Origin of the sequence: Rhizobium sp. NZLR1b (assembly GCF_019685155.1) — a bacterium.
GTDB lineage: Bacteria > Pseudomonadota > Alphaproteobacteria > Rhizobiales > Rhizobiaceae > Rhizobium.
Map to the genome: position 1 here is coordinate 38,750 of NZ_JABDWC010000007.1, position 21,943 is coordinate 60,692.

Sequence of the window (21,943 nt, forward strand, 5' to 3'; positions counted from 1 at the left end):
CAGGGGAAATGACGAAGAACGCAATCGTGCTCGGCGCCGGCATCGTCGGGGTGTCGGCGGCCATCCATCTTCAGCGGCGCGGCCGGCAGGTGACGCTGATCGACCGCAAGGATCCGGGCAGCGAGACCTCCTTCGGCAATGCCGGCCTGATCCAGCGCGAAGGCGTCATGCCTTACGGCTTTCCCCAGCAGCTCGGGCTTCTGCTGCGTTATGCACTGAATAACCGCACCGACGCGCATTATCACCTGCGCACGCTGCCGAGCCAGGTCGGCTTTCTCGCCCGCTACTGGTGGAATTCCAATGCGCGGCGCCACGCGGTCATCACCCGGGCCTATGCGCCGCTGATCGAAAATTCAATTGCCGAACATAAGGATCTGGTCGAGGCGGCGCAGGCCGAAGCGCTGATCCGCAAGGACGGCTGGATGAAGATCTTCCGGACTGAGGCCAAGCGTGACCAGGCCCTGGCGGAGGCCGCACTTTGGCAGAATGAATTCGGGGTGGAATATGACAGCCTGACCTCGGCCGATATCGCCCGCATGGAACCGGATATAACAGGCGATTTCGTCGGCGGCATCCACTGGCGCGACCCCTGGTCGGTGCTCGACCCGCATGCGCTGACATCGGCCTATCGCCGCTATTTCGAAAGCCTCGGCGGCCGGTTCGTCACAGGCGACGCCGCCTCGCTCGGCCAGTTCGGCTCCGGCTGGAAGATCATGACTGCGGAAGGCCCCCTCGAAGCCGACGATGCAGTTCTGGCGCTTGGTCCCTGGGCGGCGGTTGCGACGCGCCGGCTCGGCTATTCCTTGCCGCTCGGCGTCAAACGCGGCTATCACATGCATTATGCCACCAAGGGCAATGCCGTTCTCAACAACTGGATGCTCGATGCCGAACGCGGCTATCTCATGGCGCCGATGCGCCGCGGCATCCGTCTGACGACGGGCGCGGAGTTCGCAACGCTCGATGCGCCAAAGACGCCGGTCCAGCTCGACCGGGCCGAGGCCGTGGCCCGCACGATTTTCCCGCTCGGAGAGAGGCTCGATCCCGAACCCTGGATGGGTGCCCGCCCCTGCACGCCGGATATGATGCCGATTATCGGCAAGGCGCCGCGCCATCAGGGACTGTGGTTCGCCTTCGGCCATGCCCATCACGGGCTGACGCTCGGACCGGTGACCGGCCGCGTGCTTGCCGAACTCATTACCGGCGAGGCGCCGTTCATTGATATTGCCGCCTATTCGCCGCAGCGCTTCAAGCCGTGATACCGAGGGCTGCAAGACCTTCGAGGGCCGTGGCCGAGATGCCGTCGATCGTGTCGTCGATATCGACGGTGACGACGCCATGCTCGCCGGTCGGCGCTTCAAGCGTCGTCAGCTGGCTTTCGAGCAGCGACACCGGCATGAAATGGCCCTTGCGCTCGCCCATCCGTTTCGTCAGCAATTGCCTGGAGCCTTCGAGGTAGACGAAAAAAAGATTGTCGCCGGCAGCAGCTCGCAGCCTGTCGCGATAGATGCGTTTCAGCGCCGAGCAGGAGACGATGATGCCCTCGCCTTTCTCAAGCGAGGCCTTCATGTCTTCGCCGATGCGGTCGAGCCAGGGCATCCGGTCCTCATCGGTCAGGGGAATGCCCTTCGACATCTTCTCGACATTGGCGGCGGGATGCAGCGCATCGCCTTCGACGAAGGCCAGGTGCAAGGCTCCCGCGAGCTTTTCGCCGACGGAGGATTTGCCGCAGCCGCTGACCCCCATGACGATGATTGCATGGGGCCCGCTCGTCTGCTCACCCGGCATGTTTCCTCCTAAAACTTGACTTTCCCACTCAATCGAGCGGGAAGTGACAGGCATATTGTTGTGCACCCTCGCCGCTTAGTTCAGGCGAGACCTGGCGGCAATAATCCTGCGCCTTCCAGCAGCGTGGATTGAAATGGCAGCCCGACGGAGGTTTCAGCGGCGAAGGCAGTTCGCCCTGCAGGCGGATGCGGTTCTTGGCGCGGTCGGGGTCGGCGATCGGTGTCGCCGATAGCAAGGCTGCCGTATAGGGATGGCGCGGCCTGGCGAAGACCTCGGCGGCGGGACCGGTTTCCACCGGCCGGCCGAGATACATCACCATCACCTCGTCGGCGATGTGATGGACGACGGACAGGCCATGCGAGATAAAGAGATAGGCAAGTCCCATCTCCTTCTGCAGATCCATCAGCAGGTTCAGCACCTGCGCCTGGATCGAGAGGTCAAGCGCCGATACCGGTTCGTCGAGCACCAGCACCTTCGGCCGTAGCATCAAAGCGCGGGCAATGGCGATGCGTTGGCGCTGGCCGCCGGAGAACATATGGGGATAGCGGCCGTGATGCTCGGGACGCAAGCCGACGCGGGCCATCATCTCCTCCACCTTGCGGCGGCGCGCGGCGGCGTTGAGATCAGTGTTGATCTTCAGCGGCTCTTCGAGGATCGAGCCAACCTTCTGGCGCGGATTGAGCGAGCCGTAAGGATTCTGGAAGACGATTTGAACCTGGCTGCGCAGGCTGCGGTCGCCGACATGGGCGGGCTTGCCGTCAATCAGCAATTCGCCCGACGTCGGGTTCTCGATCATGGTGACCAGGCGAGCGAGCGTCGACTTGCCACAGCCGGATTCGCCGACGACGGCTAGCGTCTTGCCGGAATGGAGGCTGAAGCTGACGCCGTTCAGCGCCCTGACGGTGGCATCGGCTTTGAAGAGCCCGCGATTGACGGTGTAGAAGCGGGCGAGATCCCTGCCCTCGAGAACAGCGCCCGTCATACGAGATCTCCTGCAGTTTCAACGGCCATGATGCCGGGATGCCCGAGCGGCTTGCCGTCCTTCAAAGGATAATTGCACAGCGCCAGCCCAAGCTCCGGCCCCTGACGGACGACACCGCGGTCACATTCGACCGTGGCGTAGCCGCAGCGCGGCGCGAAAAGACAGCCGGTCGGGCGGCCGTGCTGACCGGGAACGACACCGGCGATCGAGGGAAGACGCTGGCCGACTTCTGCGCGTTCCGGCAGGGCGGCGAGCAGGGCCGCGGTATACGGATGATGCGGATCGCGGAACAGCGCCTTCACCGGCTGCTCCTCGACCTTCTGGCCGGCATATTGCACCTGCACACGCTCGGCGGTTTCGGCAACGACACCCATGTCGTGGGTGATCAGCACCAACGCCATTCCCTGCTCTTTCTGTAGACGCACGAGCAGATCGAGGATTTGCGCCTGGATCGTCACGTCGAGCGCGGTTGTCGGCTCGTCGGCGATCAGAAGCTTCGGATTGCAGGCGAGTGCCATGGCGATCATGACGCGCTGGCTCATGCCGCCCGACATCTGATGCGGGAAGTTCGACAGCCGGTCTTCCGGCGCCGGAATTCCGACCAGGTTCAGGAGTTCGATCGAGCGTTCGCGGCGCTCCTTGCGGTTGAGGCCCATGTGAACGCGCAGGGTCTCGCCGAGCTGGAATCCGACCGTGAAGCACGGATTGAGGCTCGACATCGGCTCCTGGAAGATCATCGCCATGTCCTTGCCGACGATCCTGCGGCGCTGGCGGCCGGAAATACCGCGCAGATCCTGGCCGTCGAACTGCATGCGGTCGGCGGTAATCTTCGCCGTCCAGGGCAGAAGCCCCATCAGCGCGAGCATGGCGACAGATTTGCCCGAGCCGGATTCACCGACGACCGACAGGATCTCGCCCTTGTCGCAGGCAAGCGATACGCGGTCGACGGCGCGGAAGAGACCGGACGACGTCTGGAATTCGACGGTCAGATTTTCAATCTCGAGGAGCGGCATCACGACCTCTTCAGCTTGGGGTCAAGCGCATCGCGCAGGCCGTCACCCATCAGATTGATGGCGAGAACGGTGATGAGGATGGCAAGACCCGGGAATGTTACCACCCACCAGGCGCGCGAGATGAACTCGCGGGATTCGGCCAGCATCGTGCCCCATTCGGGTGTCGGCGGCTGGGCGCCCATGCCGAGAAAGCCGAGGGCGGCGGCATCAAGGATCGCCGCCGAGAAGGCGAGCGTCGCCTGGACGATCAGCGGCCCGAGACAGTTCGGCAGGATGGTCTTGAACATCAGGCGGAAGGTGCCGGCCCCGGCGACACGCGAGGCGATCACATATTCCTTCTCGCGCTCCGATATGACCGAGGCGCGCGTCAGCCGCACGAAATGCGGCTGGTTGACCAGCGAAATCGCGATCATCGCATTGGTAAGTCCAGGCCCGAGCACGGCAACCAACACGAGGGCGAGCAGCAGCGACGGGAAGGCCAGGATGATATCCATCAGGCGCATGATCGCCGTATCGACCTTGCCGCGGAAATATCCGGCGACGAGGCCGATCAGCACGCCTGAAATGACCGAAAGCGTGACGACGACGACGCCGATGAAGAGCGAGAAGCGCGCGCCGTAGATCAGTCGCGACAAAATATCGCGGCCGACGGCATCCGTTCCGAGCGGGAAGGAGATGCTGCCGCCCTCCATCCAGGATGGCACGGCCAGCAGCACCTGACGGTTCTGCTCATTCGGTTCATGTGGTGCAAAGAGCGGCGCGAGGACGGCGACGACCAGGATGATGGTAAAAACCACGAGGCCGATGACGGCGCCCTTATTGCGGGAGAAATAGTGCCAGAATTCCGCGAGAGCGGATGGCTGGCCGGTTTTGATGGTGACGGTGCTCATGAACCGCTCCTAATGACGAATGCGCGGATTGATGAATCCGTAGAGGACATCAACAATCAGATTGACCATCATGATAACGCCGGCGATCAAAAGAAGGCCGCCCTGGACCACGGCGTAATCGCGCTTGAAGACGGAATCGACCATCCATTTGCCGATGCCCGGCCAGGAGAAGATCGTTTCGGTGAGGATGGCGCCAGCAAGGAGAACGCCGATCTGCAGACCGATGGTGGTGATGACCGGGATCATCGCATTGCGCAGCGCGTGCACGCCGACGACGCGCAGCGGCTTCAGTCCCTTCGAACGCGCGGTGCGGACATAGTCCTCACCCAGAACCTCGAGCATCGCCGAGCGCGTCTGGCGGGCGATGACGGCAAGCGGAATGGTCGCCAGCACGATGGTCGGCAGAATGAGGTAGCTGACGGCGGAGGAAAACGCCCCTTTCTGGCCTGACAGCAGGCTGTCGACAAGCATGAAGCCGGTGACCGGCTTGAAGAAATACATCAGCGAGATGCGGCCGGAAACGGGCGTCCAGCCGAGATAGCCGGAGAAGAAGATGATGAGGAGCAGGCCCCACCAGAAAATCGGCATGGAATAGCCGATCAGGGCAACACCCATCACACTCTGATCGAACCACGTGCCTCGCTTGACGGCGGCAAAGATACCGGCGGGCACGCCAAGACAGACGGCGAGGATGATGGCGCAGAGCGAAAGTTCCAGCGTCGCCGGAAACAGCGTCAGGAATTCACCGAGAACGGGCCGCTTGGTGACGATCGAGGTGCCGAGATCGCCATGCAGCAGTTTTCCGAGATAATCGAAATACTGCACATACACAGGCCGGTCGAAGCCGAGATCATGCATGATCTGGGCATGACGCTCCGGCGCCATGACGCGCTCACCCGACAGAAGCATGACGGGGTCGCCGGGAAGCATGCGGATGAAGGAGAAGGCAATGAGGGAAACGCCGAGGAATGTCGGGATCAGCACCGCAAGGCGGCCGATGAAAAAACGCAACATGGCAGATGTCCAATAGTTTCCGGCGGTCAGGAGATCCTGACCGCCGGCTGCGCCCAGCTCTGCCGGGCATTCTTACATTATTCTGGTTATTCGGAAACGTCGACGCCGTCGAAGCGGTGAATGCCGAGCGGATCCATGAAGAAGCCGGAGACCTTCTTGCTCATCGGAACGAAGACGAGCGAGTGATCGAGGGTCGCCCAGGGAGCTTCCTTCTTGAAGATCAGCTGCGCCTGCTCATAGGCCTTGGTGCGCTCGCCGACATCGGCGGTCAGCTTGGCCTTGGTCATCAGTTCGTCGTATTCCTTGTTGCACCACTGAGCGCGGTTATTGCCGCCGACGGCGTCGCAGCCGAGCAGCGTATCCATGAAGTTATCCGGGTCGCCGTTGTCGCCGGTCCAGCCGAGGATGACGGCGCCGTCACGCTTCACGTCGGAGGAGAGCTTCAGATATTCGGCCCATTCATGGGTGACGATCTCGACCTTGACGCCGGCCTTGGCGAAATCAGCCTGCATCAGTTCAGCGGCACGGCGCGCATTCAGCATGTAGGGACGCGAAACCGGCATTGCCCAGATCTTCATGCTGAGATCCTTGACGCCGGCATCGGCAAGAGCCTTCTTGGCAGCGTCCGGATCATACTTGTCGTCCTGAACAGCGTCGTTATAGGACCACATCGTCGGCGGGATCGGGTTCTTGGCAACGGCCGCGGCACCCTGGAAGACGGCATCGATGATCGCCTGCTTGTTGATCGCCATGTTGAGGGCGCGGCGAACTTCCGGCTTGTCGAACGGGGCCATCTGCGTGTTGTAGGCGAGGAAGCCGACATTGAGACCGGCCTGTTCCATCACCGTCAGTTTGTCATCCTTCTTCAGTTCGGGAACGTCGGCTGCATTCGGATAGGGGATCAGCTGGCATTCGCCGGCCTTCAGCTTCTGGGCGCGGACAGCCGCGTCGGAGGTGATGGCGAAAACCAGATCGTCGATCTTTTCCTTGCCCTTAAAATAGGTTTCGTTGGCCTTGTAGCGGATGACGGCATCCGGCTGGTAGGCGACGAAGGTGAACGGACCCGTGCCGAGCGGCTGTTGGTTGAGCTGCGCCATCTTGCCGTCGGCTGCGAGCTTGTCGGCATATTCCTTGGAAACGATCGAGGCGAAGTCCATGGCAAGATCGGCGAGGAACGGCGCCTCGGGATGGTTGAGCGTGAACTTGACGGTGAGGTCATCGACCTTCTCAACGGACTTGATCAGATCCGGGAAGCCCATGCCGGCTGCGTATTCGTAGGAACCGCCTTCGACATACTTGTTCCACGGATTGTCGGATTTCAGCTGGCGCTCGAAGGAGAACACGACGTCGTCGGCGTTGAAATCGCGGGTCGGCGTGAAGAAGTCGGTGGTCTGGTACTTGACGCCGGGATGAAGCTTGAAGGTGTATTGCGTGCCGTCGGCCGAAACGCTCCAGCTGTCAGCCAGGCCGGGCTCGATCTCTGTACCGCCATGCTTGAATTCGACGAGGCGGCTATAGACCGTGCGCGACGACGCGTCGAAGGTCGTGCCTGCCGTATAGAGGCTCGGGTCGAAGCCTTCCGGCGAGCCCTCGGAGCAATAAACAAGGGTCTTGGACCAGGCCGACGTCGCCATGACCGAAATCAGGGCCGTCGCTGCCAGCATGACAGAGATCTTTTTCATAATATTGTTTCCCGGTTGTTCTTTTTTGATGTCTGGAGACCGCAGATTGGCATCCCGGTCGACGGTCGATGGAACGACATTTATCTACTGAAAGCAACGGGCTACGGAGAAAATTTTTCCAGTTGGACAATTTTAGAAATTTTCCGTCTAAAATCAGCCTCATTCGGAAATATTCGGATAAAAATATCCCGAATTTCGTCGTATTTTGGATAATTGCGCCTCTTAAGCGTGTCGCGATCGATCGGATTCGCTCCCCACGCGAGGATGTTTATCTCTTGCGAGCCGGTGAGACGCACCAAAATGAAAAACCGCGATTGCCGGGGCAACCGCGGTTTCACAACTCTGTCCTGCTCTTTAAATTCAGGCGGCGGGTGCAATGATCGCAGGTTTGCGATATGGTCGCTCGCCGGTAATTCCGAGCAGGAAATTGATCTGCGGACGCGCCTTGACGAGGTCATCGATGGAATATTCCGAAAGCACGGCGAAGAAGGCATTGAGCGCCTTGCGCAGCGCCGAATTCAGGCCGCAGCTGTCGACCAGCGGGCATTCGACAACACCGTCATCCTCGAAGCATTCGGCCATGGCGAAACTGTCTTCCGTCACCCGAACGACGTCGAAGAGCGTAATGTCTGCCGCCGGCTTACCCAAGCGCACGCCGCCATTGCGACCGCGCACGGTTTCGACCAGGCCCGCCTTGTTCAGCGGCTGGAGGATCTTGAAAAGAAACAGTTCGGAAACGCCGTAAGCCCTGGCGATTTCTGGAATCCGGCTTAGGTGCCCGTCATTGGCAGCACAATACATCAACATGCGAACCGCATAGTTGGTCTGCTTCGTCAACCGCATGCCGATCTCCTGACTCGTGCCTGTTCGGACCTATATAGGCGGTTTGGTAGTTTTGAACAATTCCAAAATATGAAATTTGCATTCAGCTTATGAGGCCATTTGCCGCGACGTCGAATCCTGCTCCGGATTGGGTGCCAAATTTCAATCCCAACAGATCGAACAAAACGGGGGCCAAAAAGGCCCCCGAATTGCAGATCGATCTATCGGTCAGGTCACCTCATCGTCGGCATGACGAATTCGGCGCCGCTCTTGATGCCGGAGGGCCAGCGGGCGGTGACGGTCTTGGTCTTCGTCCAGAACTTGATCGAATCCGTGCCGTGCTGGTTGAGGTCGCCGAAGCTCGAGGCCTTCCAGCCGCCGAAGGAGTGATAGGCGAGCGGAACCGGGATCGGAACGTTGATACCGATCATGCCGATATTGATGCGCGAGGCGAAATCGCGGGCGGCATCGCCGTCACGGGTGTAGATCGCGACGCCGTTGCCGTATTCGTGCTTCATCGGCAGCGACAGCGCCTCCTCGTAGTTCTGGGCGCGAACGACGGAGAGAACCGGTCCAAAAATCTCGGTCTTGTAGATGTCCATCTCGGGCGTGACGTGATCGAACAGGCAGCCGCCGACGAAGTAGCCGTCTTCATAACCCTGGAGCTTGAAATCGCGGCCGTCGACGAGGAGCTTGGCGCCTTCCTCGACGCCGCGGTAGATAAGGCCGCGAACACGGTTATAAGCGTCCTTGGTGACGAGCGGGCCCAAGTCGGCCTGGTCGTCGGTGTAGGGGCCGATGCGCAGCGATTCGATCTTCGGGATCAGCTTTTCGACGAGGCGGTTGGCGGTGTCCTCGCCGACCGGAACGGCAACCGAGATCGCCATGCAGCGCTCGCCGGCCGAGCCGTAGCCTGCGCCCATCAGCGCGTTGACCGCCTGATCCATATCGGCGTCCGGCATGATGATCATGTGGTTCTTGGCGCCGCCGAAGCACTGGGCGCGCTTGCCGTTCATCGCCGCAGTGCCGTAGACGTAGCGGGCAATCGGCGTCGAGCCGACGAAGGAGACGGCGCCGATATCCGGATCGCTGAGGATCGCATCGACGGCACCCTTGTCGCCATTGACGACATTGAGGATGCCGGCCGGCAGGCCGGCCTCGATCATCAGTTCGGCAAGACGGATCGGCAGGGAAGGATCACGCTCGGAGGGCTTCAGGATGAAGGCGTTGCCGCAGGCAATCGCCGGCGCAAACATCCACATCGGGATCATGCCGGGGAAATTGAAGGGGGTGATGCCGGCGCCGATGCCGACCGGCTGGCGGATCGAATACATGTCGATCGCCGGCCCGGCACCCTCGGTGAACTCACCCTTGGAGAGATGCGGAATGCCGCAGACGAATTCGCAGACTTCGAGGCCGCGGATGACGTCGCCCTTGGCATCCTCGATCGTTTTGCCGTGCTCCCTGGAGAGCATTTCGGCAAGCTCGTCCATGTGTTTGTTCAGGAGTTCGACGAACTTGAAGAAGACGCGGGCGCGGCGCTGCGGATTGGTGGCGGCCCATTTCGGCTGCGCAGCCTTGGCGTTTTCGACGGCGGCGCGCAATTCCTCGGCGCTTGCGAGTGCGACCGTCGCCTGCACTTCGCCCGTTGCCGGATTGTAGACATTGCTGACGCGGCCGCTGGTGCCGGCAACCTGCTTGCCGCCGATGAAATGACCGATCTCATGCATGGGATGTTCCTCCTGTTTTTGGATGACCCACAATCGCACTTCAATTTGCACAAATCAATGCGCTGATATAAGTAACCGTTGTGCGTATATTATAGCTCTGCCGTTATGTGCGACGCTGCTGCTCCGAACTTGGAACGGTGTGCGGACAAGTCAAACCCGAGGGGAGGACAAAACCGATGCGCCGGGAACCTGTCGTCAGAATGGCAGAGCTAGAGATCGATCCGCACATGCTGGAAGCCTACCGCGTATTGCTCACCGAAGAAATCGAGGCCTCCGTCGCGCTGGAAGACGGCGTAATTTCGCTCAGCGCTGTTTCCATCAGGGACAATCCAAACCGGATCCGAATTCTCGAGGTCTATGCCGACCAGCAGGCCTACGAGGCCCATCTGCAAACACCGCATTTCCTCAAATACAAGACCGCGACGGCCGGCATGGTGACATCGCTGACGCTGATCGAGGTCGATCCGATCGCAATGCGGGCCAAGCCATGAACTGGGACGATGTCCGGATTTTCCTCGCGGTCGCCCGCACCGGGCAGATCCTTGCCGCCTCCAAGCGGCTGGGGCTCAACCACGCCACGCTCTCGCGTCGACTGACGTCGCTGGAAGAGGCGCTGAAGACCCGGCTTTTCATCCGTCGCACCAATGGCTGCGAGTTGACGGCCGAAGGCGAAGTGTTCCTGGCATCGGCAGAGCGGATGGAAACGGAAATGCTCGCTGCGCAGGCCAAGCTCGGCCACACCGATACGGCGATCGCCGGGACGGTGCGCGTCGGCGCGCCGGATGGGTTCGGTGTTTCCTTTCTTGCGCCGCGCATGGGCCGGCTGATCGAGCGCCATCCGGCGCTGAAGATCCAGCTTGTACCGGTGCCGCGCTCCTTTTCGCTGTCTCAGCGCGAGGCCGATATCGCGATAACGCTGGAACGGCCCGAACAGGGGCGGCTCGTCTCCTCCAAGCTCACCGACTACACGCTCGGCCTCTATGCCTCGCGCGACTATCTCGCCTCCAGGGGCACGCCCGGTGATATCGACGCGCTGAAGGCGCATCCGCGCATCGGTTACGTCGAAGATCTGATCTTCACCGCCTCGCTGAATTTCTCCGGCGAGGTGATGCGAAGCTGGGATGCGAGCTTCGAAATCTCGACGGCGATCGGGCAGACGGAGGCGGTGCGATCCGGCGCCGGCATCGGCATCCTGCACGATTATATTGCCCGGCAGTATCCGGAGCTGCAGCGCATCCTGCCGGACGTTTCGATCCGGCGCGCCTATTGGACGACCTATCACGAAACGGCGCGCGACCTCGTACGCGTCAGGAGCGTCGTCGACTTCCTGCAGGAACTGGTCAGCGCCGAACGGCAGATCTTTCTTTAAAGACCGCCAACGTGCTTTGCCGGCTCGTCGTTCTCATCGGGATTGGGAACGGGTGCCTCGTCGGGAAGCCTGTCCGGCTCGGGCTCGGTGATCGGCGGCATCGGCTTCCAGCCGGGTGCCGGCATCGGCGGCTGATCAGGAATGGGTTCGTTGGGCACGGACATGACCGCCTCCCTTTTCATAATGTTCGATTAAGCTGACGTTCGGCCGGGTTATCTGTCCGGCTTCAGCGATTCGGCAGCGCGCATCGGCATGCTGTCGATGATGGCGAAAAGCTCGCCGGCGGTGATCGGCTCGCTGAGCTTGAGCTTCACGGTGCCGTCCTTGCCGACAAGGAAGGCGGCGAATTCCCCGATCTCCGCCACCTCGAAATCGCGGCGGATCGCTTCGCCTTCAAGACCATCCGCGTCACCGAAGAGCGGCCGGACACCCGCGCCGGATATCTTGAGCACCACCAGATCCCGCTCGTCGAGGGCTGAGCGGTCGGCCAACAACTGGTTTTCCTGGCGGGCGGCGCGGGCATTGCCCTTGTCGGCGAAAACAACGAAGACGCGGTTCTTCCACTGGAAGGCAGCAAGGCTTTCGACCGGCGCATAAGCGCTGTTGGTCTCGTCGATTTTGGTCGCGCCATAGAGAAGGGTTTTCGACATGCATATTCTCCCGTTAACTTGGAGAACGGCGCGAGATGGGATGGGTTCCATCGAAACGGCGGGAACTGGGTTTTCGTTCTGATCGTGTGGGGGAGATGGTACGGTTGGGGGGTCTCGAACCTCCGACCTCAGGTGCCACAAACCTGCGCTCTAACCAACTGAGCTACAACCGCATAAATCGCGCTTGGCGCGACGGGGGTCACATACGAGGACTTGGCGATGAATTCAAGCCCCATTCCTCGTCAATATAGAAAAAGGCTGGACGCGGGGTCCAGCCTTTTGTCTTCGACCGGTCAAGACCGATCAGGCAACCTTGAAAGAAGCCATGGCCTTTTCGGCCGCTTCCTTGGAGGGCTTTGCCAGCTTTTCGGCCACCTGCTTGGTGGTTTCCTGCATCGACTTCGCCTGCTCGACGGTGAGCTCGGCCTGCTTGCGGATGAACGAGGTCTGCAGCTCGAAGAATTCTGCGACGGACTTGACGCCGAGCAGCGCTTCCATGTGCGACAGCGAGTTCTCGGCATTGATCCGCAGAACGTCGATCGCCTTCAGGCCGATCTCGACGGTGCCGGCCTGCGCGGTCTGTACGGTGGCTTCGAGCGTCTTGCCGGCTTCTTCGCCAGCGGTCTTCAGCTTGGCATAGGCGTCCTTCGACTGCTGAGCGCCCTTTTCGGCGAATTCACGGAAGGATTCCGAGAACTTGGACGGGTCGAAAGAAGCGATTGAAAAAACGTCGTCGGTCTTTATGGTAGCCATGGGGCGCATCCTTTGGGCTGAGGCAGTCGCTGCCTGCAATAGTTGGGATGATGCTTATATAAGACATTCCATTGTGCATTGCAACATTTATTGTGCAATGCACAAGACGTTAACCTTGCCGGCCGAAAACCCCCTCCTCTTCTGGACCCGCATGCGCCCCGCAGTTATTAATAAGCCGTTAATTTAAGAAGGCCGACAGCGACAAGGTTTGATCATGCCCGCAGTCCAATATCCGTTCATCGATATCGCCGTGCATGCGCGGGTGCGGGAACGATTTTCACGCGGCGAGGCGATGGTGCTGTTTTCGGCCGATCTTGCCCGCCTGCTCTGGGCGAACGGTGCCGGCGCCGAACTATTCGGCCATTCGGCCGTCTATGATCTGCTCGACCAGGGCGTCGACCGCACCGACATTACCTTCCGCCAGCTGGAAACGGCCGCGCGCCAACTTGCCGATATCGGTGACTCCAGAAGCCTGATGATCCGCGTTGCCAAGGGCTTCCAGCGCGTGCAGGTGCAGGCGGCGGCCGAACTAATCCGGCTTTCCTCAGGCGAAAAGGCCATGCTGTTTTCGGTGCCGGTCTCGGCAAAGCCGCTCGCAGCCAGCGCCTCGGCGGCCCAGATGCTGCAGGGGCTTGATGATCCCGACACGCATATGGCGGTGATCGGCGCCAACGGCGACGTCATCGCCGCCTCGCCAGGTTTTGCCTCGCTCGGGATTTCCGAGCAGACGGCAAAGACCTTGATTAACCTTGCCGGCGCGCATCCCGACCGGCTGGTGAAGCGACCCGTCGCCACAGGCAGAGGCAATCTTCCGGCAGCAGTCGGCAAGCTCAGCGACGAGCCGGCGCTCAATCTGCTCTTTGCGGTGGAGACCGCGATCGGCCATCTCGACCCAATCGACACACCCGCGGCGCCCGAACCGATCGATGCGCCGGCGCAGGAAGATAGCGTGTCACCGGCCGAACAGCTCCGTGACGAGCCGGTTGCCGCCGCAGGCTTTACCGAAATCATCGAGGCGGTGTCGGGGATTGAGGAAGTCGAGGAAACGCTCGAGGAAATCACCGGTGAAAATGATCTGCCGGCAGAGACCGCAGCGGCATCCGCAGACGAGGTGGTTGAGGAGACCGATCTCGCCGGGCATGCGGAGCCGGAGTGCGACGGCGGCGTGATCGACAGCAGCGCGGATGAAGCCAACGAGCCTGCCTCCATCATCGAGGACGACCTGGCCTCCGTCACGGAGACGGTGGAAACAGCGGCAACGGCGGAAGCGCCTGTCGAAGACATCGAAGCGCCTGTCGGAGAGGGGCCGGAAGCGGTTCACGAAGAGCCCGTCATTGCAATGCCTGTGGCCCCCTCCCCCGTCCCCGAGCTTGCAGCTGAACCCGGCTTCGTTTTCAGGCCGAACAGCCGCGCCACGCGCTTCGTCTGGAAGATCGATGCAGAGGGCCGTTTCAACGAGGTCAGCCACGAATTTGCCGATGCCGTCGGTCCGCATGCATCCGACATTATCGGTTCTGCCTTCGGCGATGTCGCCGCCCTCTTCAATCTCGATCCCGATGGCAAGCTTGCAGAGGCGCTCGCCCGCCGCGACACATGGTCAGGCAAAACGATCCTCTGGCCGGTCGAAGGCACCAGCCTCGTTGTTCCGGTCGATCTGGCGGCGCTGCCGACCTATACCCGCAACCGCGACTTCGACGGTTTCCGCGGCTTCGGCGTCGTCCGGCTTTCCGATGCGCAGGAAGATCCGCTGGCACTCGGCCTGACGCTCGGCCCAGACGGTATCGGCCATGATGCGGCAAGCCTCGGCCCGGTGTCCGAGACCATTGCCGAGGTGGAACACGCAGTGCCGGCAGTGCAGGAAGAGGCCGTAATCGAACCGGTCCTGACGGATGAGGTCGAGGACCAGGCGTTTGCGGCAACCGAGCCGGAGACGGAGACTGAGCCCGCGCCGGAAGAGATTGCCACCGAGCAGGCGTCCATTGAGCAGGAGTCAGGCGAGCAGGCATCTGGCGAGCCGGTTTTCCAGGAAAGTGTTTCGCAAGCAGCAGGCGATAGTGCCGATGCCCGTGATATCTCCGCCGCCGAACCGGAAGCGGAAACATCGGACGAGCCGCCGGCGCTTCGCATTTCGGAAACGCCCAATCGCCGTTTCTCCGACAAGATCGTTCAGCTTCATAACAGCAGCGCCGGACTGACGGCCGCCGAGCAGGCCAATTTCCGCGAGATCGCCAAGCGTCTCGAGGCCTTCGGCGCCAGCAAGGATGAAGCTGCTGCGCCGGCACCGATCGAACCCGTGACGGAAACGGCCAGCTTCGAAGAGGCTCCCGAATCGGAAGACCTCGCGGCCGAAACACCCGTTGCCAACGAGACGGAAGTGCCGTCGCTCGAGGAGATCGCGCCGCAGGAAGCGATTTTCGAGAATGCCGACGACGCGGCGGGCGACGACGACGGCGCCGCCGAGGAGCCTGAAGTCTTAACCGAGGACGAGGCGACGGAAGGGCTGGAGGAGACGGTCAGCCAGATCGAGGTCCTGACGAGCTTCATCCCGCCGCGCATCAAGATGACCGACGGGCTTTCGCTGGGAACGGTCGACCAGCTGCCGGTTGCCGTGCTCATCCATGTCGGCGATGCGCTGATCCATGCCAATCCGGAATTCATGCGGCTGACCGGCTATGCGACGCTCGACGCATTGCGCGAGGTTGGCGGCATCGAAGCCCTGCTGCAGCGCCGCGAACTCGAGGAAAAGGCCGCAGGCTCCGGCACAATGATGCTGGTCAAGGCCGACGACAGCCTGGTTCCGGTGACAGCGCGGCTGCAATCGGTGCGCTGGGAAGACGCCAATGCCCTGATGCTGGCGCTGATGCCGGTGGAAGGCAAGGATGATAGCCGCAGCGAGACAAATCGCTCCGAGGGCCGATCCGAAGCCCGGTCCGAAGCGCGTCCCGAGCGGATGGTCGAAAAGGTGGCCAAGCTTCAGGTCGAGGTAGAGGAACTGCGCTCGATCCTGGAAACGGCGACCGACGGCGTCGTCGTCATCGGCACGGAGGGCGATATCCGCTCGATGAACCGGTCGGCGAGCGCGCTCTTCAATTACGATGAGCAGGAGACGCGCGGCAAACCCTTCGTTATGCTGTTTGCCCATGAGAGCCAGAAGGCAGTGCTCGACTATCTCCATGGCCTTTCCGGCCATGGCGTCGCCAGTGTGTTGAACGACGGGCGCGAAGTGATCGGCCGCGAGGCCGCCGGCGGCTTCGTGCCGTTGTTCATGACGATGGGCCAGCTCACCTCCTCCAACGGCTATTGCGCCGTCATCCGCGACATCACCCAGTGGAAGCGCACCGAGGACGAGCTGCGCAACGCCAAGGGTGCGGCCGAAACCGCCAACGCCCACAAGACCGATTTCCTTGCCCGCGTCAGCCACGAGATTCGCACGCCGCTCAACGCCATCATCGGCTTTTCCGACATGATGGCCGGCGAGCGCTTCGGGCCGATCGGCCATCCGCGCTATATCGAATATGCCAACGACATCGGCCGTTCCGGCCGGCACGTTCTCGATATCGTCAATGACCTGCTCGACATTTCGAAGATCGAGGCGGGCGAGATGGATCTCGATTTTGCCGCCGTCGGCCTCAACGAGGCGGTCGCCGAGGCCGTGGCGCTGGTCCAGCCGCAGGCAAACGGCCAGCGTGTCATCATCCGCACGGCGCTGTCGCATGCGGTGCCAGAGGTCGTGGCGGATCTGCGCTCGATTAAGCAGATCGCGCTCAACATCCTGTCGAACGCCATCCGCTTCACTCCATCAGGCGGGCAGATCGTCGTTTCCACATCCTATGAGGCCAATGGCAGCGTCGTGCTCAGGGTCCGCGATACCGGCATCGGCATGACGCGCAGCGAGCTCGACCAGGCGATGAAGCCGTTCCGGCAGGTTTCCTCGACCCAATCGCGCCATCGCGGAGACGGCACCGGGCTCGGCCTGCCGCTGACCAAGGCGATGGTCGATGCCAACCGGGCGGTGTTCTCGATCAATTCGGCGCCGAACGAGGGCACGCTCGTCGAAATCACCTTTCCGTCGCAGCGCGTGCTGGCAGGTTGATCGCGATAAATAGGAAGCGCTTGGCATAAAGAAAAGGCAGCCGAGGGCTGCCTTTGAATTTGGTGCTGTTCAACAAGAGCTCAGTCGATCACCATCATCGAAAGCCGGAAGGCTCCAGGCCGCCTCGTTCATTTACGGCCCCCAAGTTGGCTTTTAGATTTGACAAACCTTTCTTAACGAAAGGTGTCCATGACAGTGCATGGATAAGTGACAAAAGCTTGTAACTTCCGATCCGCAATCAATCCTTGAGTTCCTCCAACCCCGCGAAGAGCTGCAACGCCTCGGGATTGGCGAGCGCTTCCTGGTTTTTCACCGGCCTGTTGTGGACGACCTCGCGCACCGCAAGCTCGACGATCTTGCCGGATTTGGTGCGGGGAATATCGGCGACCGCGATGATCTTCGCCGGCACGTGCCGCGGCGAGGCTCCGGTGCGAATACGCGTCTTGATCGCCTTGACCAGATCCTCGGTCAGCGCCACGCCGGGGGCAAGGCGAACGAAGAGGATGACGCGCACATCGTCGTCCCACTCCTGGCCGATGCAGAGCGCCTCGGCCACCTCGTCCATCTGCTCAACCTGATTGTAGATCTCGGCGGTGCCGATGCGCACGCCGCCGGGATTGAGCGTCGCATCCGAACGGCCATGGATGATCAGGCCGCCATGCTCCGTCCATTCGGCAAAATCACCGTGGCACCAGACATTGTCGAACCGCTCGAAATAGGCGGCGCGATACTTGGCGCCGTCGGGGTCGTTCCAGAACATCACCGGCATCGACGGGAAGGCTTTGGTGCAGACGAGCTCCCCCTTCTCGCCGCGTACCGGTCTGCCATCATCGTTCCAGACATCGACCGCAAGGCCGAGGCCGGCCCCCTGGATCTCGCCGCGCCAGACCGGCTGCAGCGGATTGCCGAGCACGAAGCAGGAGACGATATCGGTGCCGCCGGAGATCGAGGCAAGCTGCACATCCTCCTTGATGCCCTCGTAGACGAAGGTGAATCCCTCAGGCGACAGCGGCGAACCGGTGGAGGTCATCAGCCGCAGGCTGGAGAGGTCGTGGCTTTTGCGCGGCGTCAGCCCGCTTTTGCGCACCGCATCGATATATTTCGCCGAGGTGCCGAAGATGACGAATTTTTCGGCCTCGGCATAGTCGAACAGCACGTTGCCATCGGGCGAAAACGGCGAGCCGTCGAACAGGCAGAGCGTGGCGCCGCTGGCAAGGCCGCTGACCAGCCAGTTCCACATCATCCAGCCGCAGGTGGTGAAGTAGAAAAGCTTCTCGCCGGCCTCCAGGCCGCAGTGCAGCCGCTGCTCCTTGAGGTGCTGCAACAGCGTGCCGCCGGCCGAATGCACGATGCATTTCGGCACGCCTGTGGTGCCTGAGGAAAACAGGATGTAGAGCGGATGGGAAAAGGCAAGCGGCGTGAACTCGACCTCCCTTGCCTCATAGGGCGCGACAAAGGCTTCCAGCGTCGAGGCACCGGGCGTTTTGAGGGTCACCGCCTCGGCATCACCGGCATAGTGGACGACGACCGTGGGCACGCCCAAGCTTTTGGCGACCGTGGCGACCTTGGCGCCGACGTCCTGCAGCTTGCCGGAATACCAATAGGCATCGCAGGCGATGAACAGCCTGGGGCCGATCTGGCCGAAGCGGTCGAGCACACCCTGCTCGCCGAAATCAGGAGAGCACGACGACCAGATGGCGCCGATCGAGGCGGCGGCAAGCATGGCGGCGACGGTCTCCGGCATGTTCGGCATCATCGCGGCGATGCGATCGCCTTTATCGATACCAAGTGCTGCAAAGGCCTGCTGCAGCTTCGAGACCAGCGCGCGCAGCCGATCCCACGACCAGCGGTCCTCGGCCTTGTCTTCGCCGCGGAAGACGATGGCGTCGCCCTCGCCGCGGCCGGCCAGCAGGTTCTCGGCGAAGTTCAGCGTCGCATTGGGAAAGAAGCGGGCCTCCAGCATGCGGTCGCCATTGGCCAGCACCTCTGCGCCGCGTTCGCCCTTGACGCCGCAGAAATCCCAGACGGTCGACCAGAAATTCTCCCGCTCGGCCACCGACCAGGCATGCAGATCCTCAAAGCCGGAAAGCGAAAGCCCGAAATCGGCGTTGCAGCGCTCCATGAAGGCATGGATCGGGCTTCTTGCAACGGCATCCTCCGAGGGCACCCAAAGTGGTCTATTATCCTGCATTCAATTCCTCCTCCCCAATGCCGTCTTATATCATGCTGCATTGCATTATAAAGTGCGGAACCAACGCGATCCCAGCCTATGCATGCAGAAGAACGATGTGTCGCCTCAAAGTGCAACAGCGTCCTTTGCACGTCTGAAAAGACGCGCGGCGCTGTAGGGCATTTGCATATGCCTGATATTTCCTATATCCGCGAAATCAGCGCATAACGGGATGACCGGCTGAATTGCCGGCGGAGATCATGAGCACGTCAAGACATCGCAGGTGGCGCAGGAAGATCGGACCCGTTTCGCGCTGGCTTCCGGCCTTCGCCCGTTTGTCGACAGTCTTCCTGCTGATCGCGCTTGCGCTGTTCGTGGCGTTGAGGGTCGCCGCACCCTATCTCATTTCGACCGGTTTCGTGCGCTCGGGCATCGAGGACGCGCTGTCGAAATGGACGGGTTATCATGCCGAGATCAAAGGTAGTCCGGTTCTGGAATTCTGGCCGACGCCGCGCATCACCCTCAACCAGATCACCATCCGCCAGCCGCGCAAAAGCGGCGACAAGCTGCTCGGCAGCATTGACAGCCTGTCGGCCGATTTCAGCCTCATCGATGCGCTGAGAGGTCGGACGAGCTTTCACGAATTCCACCTGTTGCGCCCCAACCTGGCGTTGACGCGCGACGAGAATGGGCTGATCGACTGGAGTTATGCCGGCCTGCTCGCCCGCGCAATCAGCGGCGTGCGCACCGAAAACGGCGCTGAGGTGCTCGATCCGGATCTCGATGCCGAGATCGGCGCGGTAACGGTCGAAGACGGCACGCTCACGGTCACCGACATCAAGACCGCCAAGGCCTATCATTTCGACAGCGTCACCGCAGATATCGCCTGGCCGAGGCTATCCGGCGCGATCTCCGCGGTCGTCATCGCCCGCATCAATGGCGAGGACCTGAAGGTCGATTTCGCTTCGCGCCAGCCGCTGCTCGCCTTTGCCGGCAGGAATGCCGAGACACGGACGTCGCTCACATCAAACCTGCTGACGGCGCACTTCCAGGGGATTGGCAGCATCGCCAGCCTTTCGGCGCTTTCCGGCAATATCACCGCCAGCATTCCCGATATGCCCGCGCTTCTGACCTGGTCGGGCAAATCGATCCCCGGCATCGCAACGCTGAAGAGCGCCTCGCTGGAATCCGACATCATGTCGTCGGGCAACGGGCTGCGCTTCAACAATCTCAGCCTGTCGCTCAACGAAGCGAGTGCCACCGGGGTGATGGACCTTTTCACCCAACCCGGCAAACGACCGAAGATCGGCGGCACGCTCGCCTTCGACGAGATGAACCTCAAGCCGTTCCTCGATGCCTTCGCGCTCAGGCTCGCCGCTGGCGAGGCGGAGGAAATCTCCGCCGGCATAAGCGGGCCGCTGCGGCTGCTCGATGTCGACGTCAGGCTTTCGGCGCGGCGTGCGCAGATGGGTCTCTTCGAGCTTTCCGATGTCGGCGCCAGCATGATCGTTGCCGGCGGCGAAGCGAAATTCGATATCGGCGACAGCCGGTTCGAAGGCGGCGAGATGACCGCGCATCTCGAAGCGACCCAGCGCGACTTCGACGGTGGCGGCAAGCTGCAGCTGTCGATCCGCGATGCCGACTTCGCAGCCCTTGCCGAGCGCCTGCAGCTGAAGGGGCCGCTGCCGCTGGCGACTGGATCGCTCGATCTCGACCTGCAGTCGCCGAAAGCGATCTGGACCACCGGCCTTGCCGACGTCACCGGCAGGCTGCGCTTCTGGACAAGGGAAGGCACGATCCCCGGCATCGATACCGCAGCGCTTAGGACGCAGGCAGCCGAAAAACCGTTCTTCCCGCTGAGCGCGGCAGCAGGCGGCGCCTTCGCTTTCAACCAGCTGAACCTTCAGGCCGATTTCGCCAACGGCTCCGCCGAGATGCACGACGTTCGTATCGCCGGCACGGCCGAGACGCTGACGCTTTCCGGCGTCATCACCTATCAGTCGAATGGGCTGGCGCTTTCCGGATCGCTCGAGTCAACCGACCCGGCCAAGGCGGCGGAGCTGCCGCTTCTGCCGTTTTTCATCGGCGGCTCATGGCCGAACCCGGTGATCTCGCCGGTTCCGCTTCTCGGCGCCACACCGCACGCGCAATAATCCGTTTTCTTCGAATCATCAGGCGCCGGCAGCCGCCGCACGCTCGTCCCGCTGGCGCTGGATTTCCCGGCGCTTGGTGACGATCGAGGCGCAGATGACGCCGACCGCGACGATGGCGATCAGGATCGTGCACACAGCGTTGATCTCCGGCGTCACGCCGAGGCGGACCTGGCTGTAGATTCGCATCGGCAGCGTGGTGGCGCCCGGCCCCGAGGTGAAACTTGCGATCACCAGATCGTCGAGCGACAGGGTGAAGGCAAGGATCCAGCCGGAGAGCACCGCCGGCGCGATGATCGGCAAGGTGATCTCGAAAAAGGTGCGCACCGGCGGCGCGCCGAGATCCTGCGCCGCTTCCTCGATCGAATGATCGAAACTCAAGAGGCGCGACTGCACGACGACGGCGACGAAGCACATGGTGAGCGTCGTATGCGCCAGCGTGATCGTCCAGAAGCCGCGGTCGAAGCCGATCGCGACGAAGAGCAGCAGCAGCGACAGGCCGGTGATGACGTCGGGCATGACAAGCGGCGCGTAGATCATGCCCGAAAACAGCATGCGGCCGCGAAAGCGCGTATAGCGCACCAGCGTCAGCGCCGCCATCGTGCCGAGGATGGTCGCGAAGGTCGCCGACAGCAGGGCGACGCGAAGCGTCACCCAGGCGGCGTCGAGCAGCGCCTCGTTGGTCAGCAGCGATGCATACCATTTCGTCGAGAAGCCGCCCCAGACGGTCACGAGCTTCGACTCGTTGAAGGAGAAAACGACGAGAAGCACGATCGGCAGATAGAGGAAGGCGAAACCGAGTGTGACGGAGGCGATGTTGAACCGGGTCCATTTCAGCAT

The 21,943-nt window shown here is 61.8% G+C and carries 18 protein-coding genes and 1 tRNA gene; 5 read left to right on the forward strand and 14 right to left on the reverse strand.

What is annotated here, in order from left to right; all coding sequences use genetic code 11:
• Positions 1-8: 8 nt before the first annotated feature.
• The gene (locus tag HJB84_RS12340) at positions 9-1,256 is read left to right on the forward strand and encodes an FAD-binding oxidoreductase (RefSeq protein WP_221116059.1); all 1,248 of its coding nucleotides are present in this window, start codon (positions 9-11) and stop codon (positions 1,254-1,256) included.
• On the opposite strand, the gene HJB84_RS12345 is transcribed toward HJB84_RS12340, so the two are convergent.
• From HJB84_RS12345 to HJB84_RS12380, 8 genes are all read right to left on the reverse strand, one after another.
• Positions 1,246-1,785 carry a gluconokinase gene (locus HJB84_RS12345; RefSeq protein WP_221116060.1) on the reverse strand — a complete coding sequence of 180 codons (540 nt, stop codon included), beginning with the start codon at positions 1,783-1,785 and terminating at the stop codon, positions 1,246-1,248. The two genes, HJB84_RS12340 and HJB84_RS12345, sit on opposite strands and share 11 nt — an antisense overlap.
• Before the next feature lie 28 nt (positions 1,786-1,813).
• On the reverse strand, positions 1,814-2,767 hold the full coding sequence (locus HJB84_RS12350; protein WP_207583007.1) for a peptide ABC transporter ATP-binding protein: 954 nt from the start codon (positions 2,765-2,767) through the stop codon (positions 1,814-1,816).
• Complete coding sequence (locus tag HJB84_RS12355) at positions 2,764-3,780, reverse strand: ABC transporter ATP-binding protein (RefSeq protein ID WP_207583006.1); 1,017 nt, start codon at positions 3,778-3,780, stop codon at positions 2,764-2,766. Before HJB84_RS12355 ends, HJB84_RS12350 begins: the two co-directional genes overlap by 4 nt.
• Positions 3,780-4,670: an ABC transporter permease subunit gene (locus HJB84_RS12360; RefSeq protein ID WP_207583005.1), complete on the reverse strand. Its 891-nt coding sequence runs from the start codon at positions 4,668-4,670 to the stop codon at positions 3,780-3,782. The genes HJB84_RS12355 and HJB84_RS12360 overlap by 1 nt, the downstream gene beginning before the upstream one ends.
• Positions 4,671-4,679: 9 nt before the next feature.
• A complete protein-coding gene (locus HJB84_RS12365) occupies positions 4,680-5,684 on the reverse strand; it encodes an ABC transporter permease subunit (protein WP_207583004.1) in 1,005 nt (334 codons plus the stop codon).
• An 86-nt stretch (positions 5,685-5,770) separates the two neighbouring features.
• Positions 5,771-7,366 carry an ABC transporter substrate-binding protein gene (locus HJB84_RS12370; RefSeq protein WP_207583003.1) on the reverse strand — a complete coding sequence of 532 codons (1,596 nt, stop codon included), beginning with the start codon at positions 7,364-7,366 and terminating at the stop codon, positions 5,771-5,773.
• Between the two features lie 360 nt (positions 7,367-7,726).
• Positions 7,727-8,209 (reverse strand): iron-responsive transcriptional regulator RirA, encoded by a 483-nt coding sequence (gene rirA / locus HJB84_RS12375; RefSeq protein ID WP_207583002.1) that lies wholly within the window; start codon positions 8,207-8,209, stop codon positions 7,727-7,729.
• Positions 8,210-8,421: 212 nt separating this feature from the next.
• A complete protein-coding gene (locus HJB84_RS12380) occupies positions 8,422-9,918 on the reverse strand; it encodes a CoA-acylating methylmalonate-semialdehyde dehydrogenase (protein ID WP_221116061.1) in 1,497 nt (498 codons plus the stop codon).
• Positions 9,919-10,094: 176 nt separating this feature from the next.
• Between HJB84_RS12380 and HJB84_RS12385 the strand changes: the two genes are divergently transcribed.
• Both HJB84_RS12385 and HJB84_RS12390 read left to right on the forward strand, forming a co-directional pair.
• Positions 10,095-10,409, forward strand: coding sequence for a putative quinol monooxygenase (locus HJB84_RS12385; RefSeq protein WP_221116062.1), 315 nt, complete (start codon positions 10,095-10,097; stop codon positions 10,407-10,409).
• Positions 10,406-11,287, forward strand: a complete 882-nt coding sequence (locus HJB84_RS12390; RefSeq protein WP_207582999.1) for a LysR family transcriptional regulator — start codon at positions 10,406-10,408, stop codon at positions 11,285-11,287. Before HJB84_RS12385 ends, HJB84_RS12390 begins: the two co-directional genes overlap by 4 nt.
• Here the strand turns inward: HJB84_RS12390 and HJB84_RS12395 are convergent.
• From HJB84_RS12395 to HJB84_RS12410, 4 genes are all read right to left on the reverse strand, one after another.
• Positions 11,284-11,451, reverse strand: coding sequence for a hypothetical protein (locus HJB84_RS12395; protein WP_207582998.1), 168 nt, complete (start codon positions 11,449-11,451; stop codon positions 11,284-11,286). The genes HJB84_RS12390 and HJB84_RS12395 overlap by 4 nt on opposite strands.
• Before the next feature lie 48 nt (positions 11,452-11,499).
• Positions 11,500-11,937, reverse strand: a complete 438-nt coding sequence (locus HJB84_RS12400; RefSeq protein WP_207582997.1) for a DUF4174 domain-containing protein — start codon at positions 11,935-11,937, stop codon at positions 11,500-11,502.
• 96 nt (positions 11,938-12,033) lie between these two features.
• Positions 12,034-12,110, reverse strand: a tRNA-His gene (locus HJB84_RS12405).
• A 130-nt stretch (positions 12,111-12,240) separates the two neighbouring features.
• Positions 12,241-12,690, reverse strand: a complete 450-nt coding sequence (locus HJB84_RS12410; RefSeq protein ID WP_207582996.1) for a phasin — start codon at positions 12,688-12,690, stop codon at positions 12,241-12,243.
• Between the two features lie 214 nt (positions 12,691-12,904).
• Here HJB84_RS12410 and HJB84_RS12415 point away from each other — a divergent pair, with 214 nt between their 5' ends.
• Complete coding sequence (locus HJB84_RS12415; protein ID WP_221116063.1) at positions 12,905-16,783, forward strand: PAS domain-containing sensor histidine kinase; 3,879 nt, start codon at positions 12,905-12,907, stop codon at positions 16,781-16,783.
• A gap of 238 nt (positions 16,784-17,021) precedes the next feature.
• On the opposite strand, the gene HJB84_RS12420 is transcribed toward HJB84_RS12415, so the two are convergent.
• Positions 17,022-18,974, reverse strand: coding sequence for an acetoacetate--CoA ligase (locus HJB84_RS12420; RefSeq protein ID WP_221116064.1), 1,953 nt, complete (start codon positions 18,972-18,974; stop codon positions 17,022-17,024).
• 239 nt (positions 18,975-19,213) lie between these two features.
• On the opposite strand from HJB84_RS12420, the gene HJB84_RS12425 reads away from it, so the two are divergent.
• Positions 19,214-21,106 carry an AsmA-like C-terminal region-containing protein gene (locus HJB84_RS12425; protein ID WP_221116065.1) on the forward strand — a complete coding sequence of 631 codons (1,893 nt, stop codon included), beginning with the start codon at positions 19,214-19,216 and terminating at the stop codon, positions 21,104-21,106.
• Between the two features lie 18 nt (positions 21,107-21,124).
• On the opposite strand, the gene HJB84_RS12430 is transcribed toward HJB84_RS12425, so the two are convergent.
• Positions 21,125-21,943, reverse strand: a complete 819-nt coding sequence (locus HJB84_RS12430) for an ABC transporter permease (RefSeq protein WP_207582992.1) — start codon at positions 21,941-21,943, stop codon at positions 21,125-21,127.